Below are 12568 nucleotides of genomic sequence, written 5' to 3' on the forward strand. Positions count from 1 at the left end.
CACGCCATGGTCCTCTCCGACATTTCCATCCGCCGTCCCGTCCTGGCGACGGTGATGAGCCTCGCTTTGATGCTGATCGGCATCGTGTCGTACCAGCGCCTGTCGGTGCGCGAATATCCCAAGATCGACGAGCCGGTCGTCACGGTGGAGACGACCTACAAGGGCGCCTCGGCCCAGATCATCGAAAGCCAGGTCACCCAGACGCTGGAGGACAGCCTCGCCGGCATCGAGGGCATCGACGTGATGTCCTCGATCAGCCGGGCGGAAAAGTCGCAGATCACCCTGCGCTTCCGGCTGGACCGCAACGTCGATGTCGCCGCCAGCGACGTGCGCGACCGGGTGGGCCGCGTCCGCGCCGCGCTGCCGTCTGAGATCGACGAACCGGTGATCGCCAAGGTCGAGGCCGACGCCCAGCCGATCATCTATCTCGCCTTCTCCTCCGACCGGCATTCGCCGCTGGAGGTGACCGATTTCGCCGACCGCTACGTCAAGGACCGGCTGCAGAACCTGCCCGGCGTGGCGCAGGTGCGCATCTTCGGCGAACGCCGCTTCGCCATGCGGCTGTGGCTCGACCCGCAGCGGATGGCCGCCTACCGGGTGACGCCGCAGGATGTCGAGACCGCGCTGCGCCGGCAGAATGTCGAGATCCCGGCCGGCCGCGTCGAAAGCGTGGCGCGCGAGTTCACCGTGGTCTCGGAGACCGACCTGCGCAGCCCGGCCGAGTTCGAAGCCATCATCCTGCGCGACGATTCGGGATATCTGGTCCGTCTGCGCGACGTCGGCCGGGCGGAGCTGGGGGCGCTCGACGAGCGGGTCAGCGCCCGTTTCAACGGCCGCGGCGCCGTCGCCATCGGCGTGGTGAAGCAATCCACCGCCAACCCGCTGGACGTGTCGAAGGCGGTCAACGACGCGCTGCCCAAGATCCGCGCGGCGGTGCCGGACGGCATGGGGGTGGATGTCGGGTATGACAGCTCCGTCTTCATCGCCAAGTCGATCGACGCGGTGTTCCACACCATCTTCGAAGCGATCATCCTGGTCGTTCTGGTCATCTTCTTCTTCCTGCGCTCGCTGCGGGCAACGCTGGTGCCGCTGGTGACCATCCCGGTGTCGCTGATCGGCGGCTTCGCCCTGATGTACGCGCTGGGCTTCTCGATCAACACGCTGACCCTGCTGTCGATGGTGCTGGCCATCGGCCTCGTCGTCGATGACGCCATCGTCATGCTGGAGAACATCTTCCGCTACGTGGAGGAGGGGATGAACCCCTTCCAGGCGGCGTTGAAAGGGTCGCGCGAGATCGGCTTCGCCGTCATCGCCATGACCATCACGCTGGCGGCGGTGTATGCCCCCATCGGCTTCATGACCGGGCGCACCGGCCGGCTGTTCACCGAATTCGCCCTGACGCTGGCCGGGGCGGTGATCGTGTCGGGCTTCGTGGCGCTGACCCTGTCGCCGATGATGTGCTCCAAGCTGTTGAAGCACGAGACCAGGCACGGGCTGCTCTACCGCGCCATCGAGCGCTTCCTGGAGGGGATGACCAACGGCTACCGCCGGTTGCTGCGCCTGTCGCTGCGGGCGCGGCCGCTGGTGCTGCTGATCGGGTTGGGCGTCGCCGCCGCCAGCTATTTTCTGTTCACCGGCCTGAAGTCCGAGCTGTCGCCGGTCGAGGACCGTGGCACCATCGTCGGCATCGCCATCGCGCCGGAAGGCTCCACGCTGGACTACACCATGGGCTATGCCCAGCGGATGGAGGCGCTGTTCCGCCAGATCCCGGTGCTGGAGAAGTTCTTCGTCGTCGTCGGTTTCCCGGTGGTGAACCAGGGCATCGCCTTCGTCCGCCTGATCGACTGGGACGAGCGCGAGGTGAAGCAGCAGGCGATCACCGCCCAGCTGTTCCCCAAGATGTTCGGCATCCCCGGAATCCTCGGATTCGTCACCAACCCGCCGTCGCTGGGCCAGAGCCCGATCGACAAGCCGGTCAACTTCGTCATCCAGACCTCGCTGCCCTTCGAGGAGTTGCAGGCGATGGTCAACGCCATGATGGCGGAGGCGCGCAACTTCCCCGGCCTGACCAACCTTGACACCGATCTGAAGCTGAACAAGCCGGAGCTGCGGGTGTCGCTGGACCGCGACAAGGCAGCCGACCTGGGGGTGGATGTCGACACGGTCGGCCGCACGCTGGAAACCTTGCTGGGCGGCCGGCAGGTGACGCGCTTCAAGAAGGACGGCAAGCAGTATGACGTGATCGTGCAGGTGGCGAATGTCGACCGCCGCAACCCGGACGACATCGCCGGCATCTATGTGCGCGGCGGCACCAGTGTAACCGGGGGAGCGGGTCAGATGATCTCGCTCGCCAATCTGGTGAAGGTCGAGGAGCGGGTGGCGCCGAAGGAGCTGAACCACTTCAACAAGTTGCGCTCCGCCACCATCACCGCGACGCTGGCACCGGGAACCTCGCTGGGCGAGGCGCTGGCGGTGATGCAGGCGGCGGCGAACAAGGTGCTGCCCGCAACCGCGCAGACCGACTATGCCGGGCAGAGCCGCGAGTTCCGCGAATCGGCGACCGGGCTCTACTTCGTCTTCATCCTGGCGCTGGCCTTCATCTATCTGGTGCTGGCGGCGCAGTTCGAGAGCTTCGTCGATCCCTTCGTCATCATGCTGACCGTGCCGCTGTCGATGACCGGCGCGCTGGCGGCCTTGCAGATGAGCGGCGGGACGATGAACGTCTACAGCCAGATCGGCCTCGTCACCCTGGTCGGGCTGATCACCAAGCACGGCATCCTGATCGTCGAGTTTGCCAACCAGCTCCAACGCGCCGGGACCGACATCCGCAAGGCGGTGGAGGAGGCGGCCGTGCTGCGCCTGCGCCCGATCCTGATGACCACCGGCGCCATGGTGCTGGGGGCGGTGCCGCTGGCCTATGCCAAGGGGGCCGGTGCCGAAAGCCGGCAGGCCATCGGCGCCGTCATCGTCGGCGGCATGACTTCTCGGCACGCTGCTGACCCTGTTCGTCGTGCCGACCGTTTACAGCTATCTTGCCCGCAAGAAGCCGATGCAGGATGACGCTGCCGGGGCGGAGCAGGCGGGCAATGGGTTTGGCGGGGGACATGGTGGCGGGCAGGGCGGCGGGCACGGCACGCCCCATCCGGCCGAGTGACAGGGAGCGGCGTGGTGGCGAATGTTCTGATCATCGATGACGACGACGTTGCGCGTGCGGTTCTGCTGCGCACGCTGACGATGGCCGGCCATGAGGCTGTCGGTGCCAGCGACGGGCTGGAGGGGATGGAGCGGTTTCGCGGCCGTCCGGCCGACAGCCCGCTCGACCTCGTCATCACCGACATCTTCATGCCGAACCAGGAAGGTCTGGCGACGATCATGGAACTGCGGCGCGGGGCGCCGTCGCTGAAGATCATCGCGATTTCCGGCGGCGGCGCCCGCGCGTCGCTGGACGTGCTGCCGGTGGCGGAGGCGCTGGGCGCGCACCGCACCCTGCGCAAGCCTTTCACCCCGACCGAGGTGATGGATGTCGTGCGCGCGGTTCTGGAGGGGTGATGTGCCTGTCCCGCGAAATGCGAAGCGCCGCTCTCCGGGGAGGAGGGCGGCGCTTCGCTGTCGGGGGTTCCAGCCGATTTGCCTGACCGGGCCTTATCCGGCGCCTATGTCTGGGCGTCTGTGACGCCCGGGTCAGGATTCCCGCAAGTCAGGCGGCTAACCGTTCTTCCTGTACTCGACGGCTCCGGCGGAGGCGCTCGAAAAGCTGCTGGACACTGTCGGGGCTGATCCCATCGCGCACCATGACGGCGATCACGATCGGATCTTCGAGCAGTTCGGAAAGGGTCGGCGTCGTGTTGCGGTCCATGCGTCCCTCCCTTTGTGTCCGGCCTCCGGGTGCCGTAGCCGTCCCTGAAGGGGGATCGGCGGACGGACGAAGCCGGCAATGGCGATTGGCCTAATCCCTGCTGCGCGCTCGTCTCGGCTTTCGGTGTCCGGATTGCCTCTGGGGATATACCCCCTTCGGTCCGGATTGTGGGTCTGAAATACAATATGGCGACCATAACTCAGACGGAGTGGTATTGTCACCCGTCCTTTTGTCAACGGCCGCTATATCTTTGTGTATTCCAGTATTAGGGCCCGCGGCAGGGGGTCGCCCGCTCAGCCCTGTCCAGGCCTTGCCCGTGTCAGGCTGGCGCCGGCGGTCGGGCCGCCCGAGTCGGCCGCAGGAATGGCGACATCGACCTGCACCCGCCGCACCTTGGCATGGGACAGGCACAAATCCGCGGCGCGGTCCGCCAAATAATCGGCACCGGGTACATTGGATTCGCCGCAAAGACGACGCAAGTCTTCGACAATATCCTCGTAAGACATCACCGCGGCGATGTCGTCGGGAAAGCCGGGGCCGGGATGGGTGACGGTCAACGTCAGGTCGAAACTGGCCTCCGGCCGGTCGGTGCGGCCGGCGAGCGCCACCACGGCGGCGAAGCCGCGCACCAGGATGGTGTAGGTGAGCGGCGCACCGCCCGGCTGGACCAGCATGGTCCGTTTCACGCTATCGTCCGACAACACACTCTCCCGGCCGGCGAGCGGACGCCGGCATTGCAGTCCGGCCGGCACTATAGGCGGTGCGGCCGCCGCTTGCCATGGCGAGCCCGGTCACAGCGCTTCGGCGATGCGGACGACGGTCTCTCGGCCGGGCACCTCGTCGCAGAGGTCGCCGATCCGCCGGTTCAGCAGCGGGTGGAGGATGCCGGCGGCGATGTCGGCCAGCGGGCAGAGAACGAAGGCGCGCTCCGCCATGCGGGGATGGGGGATCTCCAGTTCCGGCTCCGCGACCACCCGGTCGGCATAGAGCAGGATGTCGACGTCGATGGGCCGCGGGCCGAAGCGCAGGCCGCCCAGGTCGCGGCCCAGCGACGCCTCGATCTCCTTCAGGAAGCGCAGCAGGGCCGCCGGCTCCAGGCTGGTGGTGCCGCGCACCGCCATGTTCAGGAAGGCCGGCTGGTCGGTCACATACATCGGCGCCGTCTCGTAGAGGGCGGACTGCGCATCGATCCGCACCGCTTCGCCCAGCCGCCGGATCGCCTCGGCGAGGTTGGCGGCGCGGTCGCCCATGTTGCCGCCGAGTGCCAGATACACCGTCGCGGCGGAGGTCGGTGAGGGCGGGGAGGGGGGCGTAAGCTCGGCCATGGCGTCGGCGGTCCCGATATGCTGGTATGGGCTGGGGACGGAACTCCTAGCAAATCCGGGCCCGCCCGTCACTTCCGGCCCGCAAGTCCGCATCGACCGGCGCCGTCCGGGAACGGACGGGCAGCGGCGGGGTTTCAGCACTGTATCAACCGGTTGAGAAGAACCCGGCGATGACACGATATTCTGGCGGAGGACGAGAGATGGGCCGAGACAGGGGTATGGCAAGGACGGTTGGCGCTGCGATGATCCTTCTCGGCGGCACCGCCGTCCTCCTTGCCGGCTGCGCCACCGGCCCCGACCCGGAGATCGCGCGCCGCGCCCAGACCGCCATGGTCGGCATGCCGAAGGCCGACCTGCTGGCCTGCGCCGGCGTGCCGGACCGGCAGGCAACGGCGTCGGGGCGCGAATACTACACCTATGTCGCCCATCCGGCGGTGGCCTACAGCCCCGGCAGCAGCATCGGCATCGGAGCCGGCAGCTTCGGCGGCAGCGGCGGCGTCGGGCTCGGCCTCGGCTTCGGGGTGCCGGTCGGCGGCGGCACCGCTCCGGGATGCGAGGCGACGATGGTCATCGGCCCGCGCGGCACGGTGGAGCAGGTCAGCTATCCGGCCGGCGCCTCGCTGTCGTCCTGCACGCCAATCGTCAGCAACTGCATGGCGCCGCGCGGCTGAGGATGCCGGCAAGTAAGACTTTGAGATGAGGCGGCCGGGGCTGTCACGGCGCCCGGTTATGCCATATCCTCGACCGTAACCCCGGCCGCAAGCCGGGGAACAGACGGCCGCAAAGGGCCGCATCAGGGTTGCCAACAGGGTTGGAGGAACCACGAACCATGGACATGAGCGGAAGCCACCGGATCGAGGCCAGCCGCGACGCGGTGTGGGCGGCGCTGAACGATCCGGACATCCTGCGCCAGTGCATTCCCGGCTGCGAGGAGGTGGTCCGGCAGTCCGACACCGAGATGACGGCCAAGGTCGTCGCCAAGGTCGGCCCGGTCAGCGCCAAATTCGCCGGCAAGGTCACCCTGTCGGACCTCGACCCGCCCAACGGCTACACCATCACCGGCGAAGGGTCCGGCGGTGCCGCCGGCTTCGGCAAGGGCGGCGCCACGGTGACGCTGGCCGAGGAGGACGGCGCCACGCTGCTGAGCTACACCGCCAAGGCCCAGGTCGGCGGCAAGCTGGCGCAGATCGGCTCGCGGTTGGTCGACGCCACCGCCCGCAAGATGGCGGAGGAGTTCTTCGCCCGCTTTACCCAGATCGTCGGCCCCGCCCCGGCCGAGACTGTCCCCGCCGAAACGGCTCCGACAGAAGCGACGCCCCAGCCGGCTGTCCGTCCGGCGGTCTATTCCGATCCCGCACCGGCCTCCGCCACGCCGAAGCCCGCCGCCCGCATGGCGGAGGTGCCGCCGGAAATCCCGCTGCCGCTGCCGGTCGGGCGCGGGATCGGTGTGGGCGGCGGCAATTTCTACGTGCCGTGGGCTGCACTTCTTGTGGTTGTGGTTCTGCTCGCATCGCTTGCCTGGATGAGTTGACGTGGCAGATTGTTCATTGGTCGTACGGCTGCATCAAAGGGGTTTGACACCCTTTCGGAATGTGTATGCTGCCGCGCGATTCCGGTCGGCGCCGTCGGCCGGTGGATCCATCGGAAGGGAAGCCGAAGAATGAAGAAGCTGTTGATGGGCGTTGCCGCCATCGCCGCGGTCGTGATGGGTGCCGGTGCCGCCCAGGCGGCCGATGCCGCCGCCGGCAAGGATGTCTTCAAGGTCTGCATGGCCTGCCACACCGCCGAGCAGGGCAAGAACAAGGTCGGCCCGTCGCTGTTCGGCGTCGTCGGTCGTCCGGCCGCCTCGATCGAGGGCTTCAAGTATTCCGCCCCGATGAAGGAAAAGGGCGCCGGCGGTCTGGTCTGGACTGCGGAGAACCTCGACGCCTACATCAAGGCGCCGAAGGAAATCGTCCCGGGCGGCACGATGGCCTTCGCCGGCCTGAAGGACGACGCCAAGCGCGCCGACCTGATCGCCTTCCTGTCCGAGCAGAAGTAAGACCGCTGTCCCCAGACGGCTGGTCCCCGGTCCGGCGGCCGGGGAACGGTCCGGACGGCGAAAGGGCCGGTGGCATTGCCACCGGCCCTTTGCTTTAGCGCCCCTGCGTTTGGGAATAGTCCTTTGGTTCCGAGTCTCAGCCGGCGGCGGCCAAGCTCTTGCTCGCAACCTCGTAAACGTCCGGCGACAGGCCCGAGGTTGCGACGATCCGCTGCAATTCGGCCTTCATCAGCCCCTGGCGGGCCGCGTCATAGCGCCGCAGACGGGAGAAGGGACCCATCAGACGGGCCGCAACCTGCGGGTTCATCGGGTCCAGGCGCAGCACCTGATCGGCGAGGAAGCGGTAGCCGGCACCGCTCGCGTCATGGAAGCGGACCGGGTTGCCGTTGGCGAAGCCGCCGATCAGCGCATAGACCTTGTTCGGGTTCCGGATCTCGAAGGCCGGATGGCCGAGCAGGGCGGTGACGCGGGCCAGCGTGTCGGCGCGGTTGGACATCGCCTGCACGCCGAACCACTTGTCGACCACCAGCGCCTCGCCCTTCCAGCGGGCGTAGAAATCGGCCAGCGCCGTCTCCCCCTCCGGCGAGGCGGCGTTGGACAGGAACTGCAGGGCGGCGATCTCGTCGGTCATGCCCTGGGCGCTGCGGTACTGCGTCAGGCAGAGGTCGAGCGCCTCGTCGTCCTCCAGCGCCATCAGATAGGCGAGGCAGAGGTTCTTCAGCGCCCGCTTGCCGATGGCGTCGGCATCGACGGAGAAGGGCTCCTGGCTGCTGTTACGGCGGTAGAGGTCGAGGAAGCGTGCCCGCAGGCGGCCGGCCATCGTTTTGCGCGCGAACTCCCGCACCGCATGGATGGCGTCGGGATCGACCACCGGCATCTGGGTGCCGAGATAGGCCTCCGTCGGCAGCACCAGCGCCTGGGCGGCGAAGGCGGGATCGCGCTCGGCATCGTCCAGGATCTTGGCGAAGGCGTCGGCATAGCCCTCCGGCAGCACCAGCTCGCGTCCGGCCTGCTGGTCGGCGACGAGGCCGAGCAGGATGCGGGTGCCGAGAATCTGCCCGGCCTCCCACCGGTTGAAGGCGTCGCTGTCGTGCGCCATCAGGAAGGTGAGGTCGGCGTCGGTCAGGTCGGTCTTCAGCTTCACCGGGGCGGAGAAGCCGCGCAGCAGCGACGGCACCGGCCGGGCCGCGATGTCGCGGAAGGTGAAGCTCTGGCTTTCCGCCGTGACGTGCAGGATGCGGCTGGTGCCGGCGGCCTCCTCCTCGCCGTCCAGGCGCAGCGGCAGGTCCTGGCCATCGGGCCCGAGCAGGCCGACGACCAGCGGGATGTGCATCGGCTGCTTGGTCGGCTGGCCCGGCGTCGGCGGCACCGTCTGTTTCACCGTCAGGGTGAAGGTCTTCGCCGCCGCATCATGGCTGCCGGCGATGTCGAGTTCCGGCGTGCCGGCCTGCCGGTACCACAGCTGGAACTGGGTCAGGTCGACGCCGCTGGCATCGGCCATGGCGGCGACGAAATCGTCGCAGGTGACCGCCTGCCCGTCATGGCGCTGGAAGTAGAGGTCGGTGCCCTTGCGGTACTTTTCCGGCCCCAGCAGGGTGTGGATCATGCGGATGACTTCCGCACCCTTGTTGTAGACGGTCGGGGTGTAGAAGTTGTTGATCTCGACATAGCTGTCCGGGCGCACCGGATGGGCCATGGCGCCAGCATCCTCCTGGAACTGCACGGTGCGCAGCCCCTGGACGTCGGCGATGCGCTTCACCGCGCGCGAATGCATGTCGGACGAGAATTCCTGGTCGCGGAAGACGGTCAGCCCTTCCTTCAGCGACAGCTGGAACCAGTCGCGGCAGGTGACGCGGTTGCCGGTCCAGTTGTGGAAATACTCGTGCGCGACCACCGCCTCGATGTTGAGGAAATCGGTGTCGGTCGCGGTTTCCGGCTTGGCCAGGATGTATTTGGTGTTGAAGACGTTGAGCGACTTGTTTTCCATCGCCCCCATGTTGAAGTCGCCGACCGCGACGATGTTGAAGATGTCGAGGTCGTATTCCAGCCCATAGACCTCCTCATCCCAGCGCATCGACTTGACCAGCGAGCGCATGGCGTGGTCGATCTTGTCCTCGTTCCCCGGCTCGACATAGATGCGCAGCGTCACATCGCGGCCCGACGCGGTGCGGAAATGGTCCTCGCCATGGACGAGGCTGCCGGCGACCAGCGCGAACAGGTAGCAGGGCTTGGGGAAGGGATCCTCCCAGCGCGCCCAGTGGCGCCCGCCCTCCAGATCGCCGGATTCGGCGAGGTTGCCGTTGGACAGCAGCACCGGATAGCGCGCCTTGTCGGCGGTGATGGTGGTGCTGTAGCGCGCCATCACGTCCGGCCGGTCGGCGAAATAGGTGATCTTGCGGAAGCCTTCCGCCTCGCACTGGGTGCAGAAGTTGCCGGAGGACTTGTAGAGCCCTTCCAGCGCGGTGTTCTCCTGCGGCTTGATGCGGACGATGGTTTCCAGCGTATAGCTGGCCGGCACCTCCGGCACGATCAGGTGATCGGGGGTGACGGTGTAGTCGTCCGGCCCCAGAATGCGGCCGTCCAGCGCCACCGACACCAGATCCAGCCTCTGCCCGTCGAGCGACAGCGGCTCGGTCGCCGCCTCCGGCCGGTCGGGGTTGCGGCGGATCGCGAGCACCGCGCGGACGGTGGTGACATCCTCGCCCAGGTCGACGAACAGGTCGACCGTGTCGATCAGATGCGCCGGCGGGCGATAGTCCTGAAGCCGGATGGCCTTCGGCGTGCCTTTGTCCATGTGCCTTGTCTCTGGTCAGTGTCTGTCTTGCGGATCAAGCCGGTCGGGACAGGTCCGAGGGACAAGGACTGTAGCAAGGCGGGGGCGGGCTGTCTTCCGTAGGAAAGGTGGTGGGAATGGGGGTGGCTGGCTGGCAGCGTGCGTAGCGAAGTTTGGAAGCGGCTGGTGATTGGAGCGTGCTTGACGCGTCCGCTCTGATATCGCTTTTGAAGCTCATATACCGTTAATTTCCTCAGGTTTGTATTGCAGTTGATCCATGGATGGAAAACGATTCCCCCCAACTCCCAATCTGGTCTAAAAACGTATATCGGCAAATTTCCTGTTTCTTGATCATGCGCGTTCGCGCAGTAACGACGGCGAAGTGTGTAGGGCCATTATGGTGGGGCAAGTGACAGCTAATACACTATTTACGATCGGCTATGAGGGTGCGGTTGTAGATGATTTCATAGCTACCTTGCTTAAGGTTGGCGTTCAAACTGTCATTGATATTCGCGATATCCCCGTATCCCGTCGTCGCGGATTCTCGAAGTCTGCATTATCACAACACTGTGTGGATCAAGGGCTGACATATGTTCACCTACGCCCTCTCGGAGATCCAAAAGAGGGGCGAGAGGCGGCGAGAGCAGGCCGATATGAACAGTTCCATTCAATCTTCTCAACACATCTTGGCACGCTTAGCGCGCAGAATGCATTGGGTGAAGCGATCAAGATTGCGAGCGATAGCATCTCCTGCCTACTATGCTACGAGCGGGACCACCGCTTCTGCCACCGGAACATTGTGGCGGGTGAGATGAAAAGGCTCGGAGCGTTTACCTTGAAGCACATTGGAGTGCCAGAGGGCAGGTAACAGCCGAGATCCTATTTAGGGAAGGCTGACGATGGAAAGTGATTTAAAATCAGGGGAAGCAGAGGCCGTTATTTTAATCAAAGCCTCACCTCAAGTCGGTCAAAAGCATGGCGAGACCGTCTGCTGTGCAGCATTAGACATTTATGGGCGATGGCTAAGACTCTATCCAGTCTCATTTCGTTACTTAGAGGATGGGAAAAAGTTTTCGCGCTGGGATACAATTCGCTTTCGCTGGCGTCTACCGGATGATGATCGGCGCTTGGAATCACGCAGGATTGACCAAGATACTTTGTCTATTGTTGGATGTTTAAAGCCATCCGAGCGTCAAAAATTTCTATCTCGCGTGATAATAACTAGCTTAGACCGTGAACGTGAAGCGGGAAGGAGTTCTTGCTCTTTTAAAAGCTGAAATTCGAGATTTTCGTTATGAGAAAAAGACTGCCGAGGAACTAGCTATCGAAAAAGGGAAATTTGACAAACTTCGCGCGCAAAAAGATATGTTTAATAGTAAAGATCTGATCCCGTACGAACCTTGTCCGTATCGCTTCAAATATCGATATAGAACAGATGATGGGAGTCGTGACGGAACATGCCAAGATTGGGAACTCGAGGCGACTTATTATAACTGGTCTCGGAAGTACGGGGAAAAATCTACTCTAGAGAAGATACAGAAAACATTTGGTGAAATATATCCTCGGGACGGAATGCTCTTAGCAATGGGGACGCATTCTGTTTATCCAGATCGCTGGCTCATTAACGGTGTAATTCGTTTAAGTGATATACAGCAAATGAGTTTGCTTTGAATGCAGTGCGGTGTTCTTGGATACTCATTTTCCGGCGCAATGGCGGAAGAGGTGGGATTCGAACCCACGGTAGGCTCACACCTACGACGGTTTTCAAGACCGTTGCCTTAAACCACTCGGCCACTCTTCCCTCGGCCCACGGGAGTAGCGAATGCGTCGCGGTGGGTCAAGTGTCGCGCGCAAGCTGTTGCGTTTTGCCCCTCAGTTCCGGATCGGGCGGCCCAGCGTGCGCAGGCGGCGGGTCGGTTTCGGCGGGCTGGGACTGTCGGAGAAGTCGGGCAGGGCAGGCGCGCGGGCTATCGTCTTGCGGATCAGCTCTGCCGTGGCGTCCAGATCGTCGAGAATCTCCGGCGCCACGCGGTCGGCATAGCGGGGGCTCAGCAGGCGGGTGCGGGTCTGGTCGACGCTGCGCAGTTCGGGCTCGAACAGCTCGCGGGCGCCGATGGGCAGGACCTGGTCCTCGCGCATGCTGGAAAAGTAATTGCGCATCGCGCGGGCCAGCATGCGGGTCAGCAGAAGATCCATCCGCTCGAACTCGGCGCGCAGGTCGGTCAGGCGCGACTCGTCCACCCCCTGGAGATGCTCCTCGGTCAGGGTGAACAGGGCGCGGATCTCCTCCAGTTTGCGGCGGAAGTCGAGGAAGGAGGCGAAGCGGTCGTCGCCCATGTCGCGCTGGGCCCGCTCGGCAAGCTGGGAAGCTTCGGTCGCCTGACGCTCCAATGCCGCCAGCAGAGACTTCACCCGCTCCCGACCGTTGTCGCGCCTCCACGCCATGCCCGCTCCACACTCCTTGATGACTGCGCCAGCCCGGCTTTCGACGGGGCGGCGCGTTCATCGTAGAAGCGAAACTTTTAACAAAATGCTTTTGTCACGGACTTTATACAGGCGGCACACCCGCGCCG

Annotated in this window: 13 protein-coding genes and 1 tRNA gene; 8 read left to right on the forward strand and 6 right to left on the reverse strand. The window is 64.8% G+C overall.

The features are described from left to right. The first annotated feature begins 6 nt into the window (after positions 1-6). Complete coding sequence (locus ACWPN3_RS02085; protein WP_492261030.1) at positions 7-3060, forward strand: efflux RND transporter permease subunit; 3054 nt, start codon at positions 7-9, stop codon at positions 3058-3060. 108 nt (positions 3061-3168) lie between these two features. After that, positions 3169-3549, forward strand: a complete 381-nt coding sequence (locus tag ACWPN3_RS02090) for a response regulator (protein WP_109449822.1) — start codon at positions 3169-3171, stop codon at positions 3547-3549. Between the two features lie 148 nt (positions 3550-3697). Here ACWPN3_RS02090 and ACWPN3_RS02095 read toward each other — a convergent pair whose 3' ends face one another. The 3 genes from ACWPN3_RS02095 to folK all read right to left on the reverse strand — a co-directional run bounded on the left by ACWPN3_RS02095 (position 3698) and on the right by folK (position 5181). After that, entirely contained in the window at positions 3698-3856 is a 159-nt protein-coding gene (locus tag ACWPN3_RS02095) for a hypothetical protein (RefSeq protein ID WP_167421726.1), read from the reverse strand. Between the two features lie 293 nt (positions 3857-4149). Then, positions 4150-4557, reverse strand: coding sequence for a hypothetical protein (locus tag ACWPN3_RS02100; RefSeq protein WP_492242132.1), 408 nt, complete (start codon positions 4555-4557; stop codon positions 4150-4152). Positions 4558-4647: 90 nt separating this feature from the next. Next, positions 4648-5181 carry a 2-amino-4-hydroxy-6-hydroxymethyldihydropteridine diphosphokinase gene (gene folK / locus ACWPN3_RS02105; RefSeq protein WP_492242131.1) on the reverse strand — a complete coding sequence of 178 codons (534 nt, stop codon included), beginning with the start codon at positions 5179-5181 and terminating at the stop codon, positions 4648-4650. Positions 5182-5423: 242 nt separating this feature from the next. Here folK and ACWPN3_RS02110 point away from each other — a divergent pair, with 242 nt between their 5' ends. From ACWPN3_RS02110 to ACWPN3_RS02120, 3 genes are all read left to right on the forward strand, one after another. After that, entirely contained in the window at positions 5424-5852 is a 429-nt protein-coding gene (locus tag ACWPN3_RS02110; protein WP_247873174.1) for a hypothetical protein, read from the forward strand. A gap of 158 nt (positions 5853-6010) precedes the next feature. Beyond that, positions 6011-6712 (forward strand): SRPBCC family protein, encoded by a 702-nt coding sequence (locus ACWPN3_RS02115; RefSeq protein ID WP_492242130.1) that lies wholly within the window; start codon positions 6011-6013, stop codon positions 6710-6712. Positions 6713-6841: 129 nt separating this feature from the next. After that, positions 6842-7222, forward strand: coding sequence for a c-type cytochrome (locus tag ACWPN3_RS02120; protein WP_109048171.1), 381 nt, complete (start codon positions 6842-6844; stop codon positions 7220-7222). A 136-nt stretch (positions 7223-7358) separates the two neighbouring features. Here ACWPN3_RS02120 and pepN read toward each other — a convergent pair whose 3' ends face one another. After that, positions 7359-10016: an aminopeptidase N gene (pepN, locus tag ACWPN3_RS02125; RefSeq protein ID WP_492242129.1), complete on the reverse strand. Its 2658-nt coding sequence runs from the start codon at positions 10014-10016 to the stop codon at positions 7359-7361. A gap of 376 nt (positions 10017-10392) precedes the next feature. Here pepN and ACWPN3_RS02130 point away from each other — a divergent pair, with 376 nt between their 5' ends. From ACWPN3_RS02130 to ACWPN3_RS02140, 3 genes are read left to right on the forward strand one after another with little or no spacing between them, the layout of a single operon-like run. Next, positions 10393-10863, forward strand: coding sequence for a DUF488 domain-containing protein (locus ACWPN3_RS02130; RefSeq protein ID WP_492242128.1), 471 nt, complete (start codon positions 10393-10395; stop codon positions 10861-10863). A 31-nt stretch (positions 10864-10894) separates the two neighbouring features. Next, positions 10895-11272: a DUF8758 domain-containing protein gene (locus ACWPN3_RS02135; RefSeq protein ID WP_492261031.1), complete on the forward strand. Its 378-nt coding sequence runs from the start codon at positions 10895-10897 to the stop codon at positions 11270-11272. Then, on the forward strand, positions 11235-11666 hold the full coding sequence (locus ACWPN3_RS02140; RefSeq protein WP_492261032.1) for a DUF8757 domain-containing protein: 432 nt from the start codon (positions 11235-11237) through the stop codon (positions 11664-11666). Before ACWPN3_RS02135 ends, ACWPN3_RS02140 begins: the two co-directional genes overlap by 38 nt. Positions 11667-11706: 40 nt before the next feature. Here ACWPN3_RS02140 and ACWPN3_RS02145 read toward each other — a convergent pair. After that, positions 11707-11796: transfer RNA gene (locus tag ACWPN3_RS02145), tRNA-Ser, on the reverse strand. 71 nt (positions 11797-11867) lie between these two features. Next, positions 11868-12440 carry a hypothetical protein gene (locus ACWPN3_RS02150; RefSeq protein ID WP_492261033.1) on the reverse strand — a complete coding sequence of 191 codons (573 nt, stop codon included), beginning with the start codon at positions 12438-12440 and terminating at the stop codon, positions 11868-11870. Positions 12441-12568: the final 128 nt, after the last annotated feature.

The sequence above is a fragment of the Azospirillum sp. UENF 111221 genome (genome assembly GCF_058780625.1).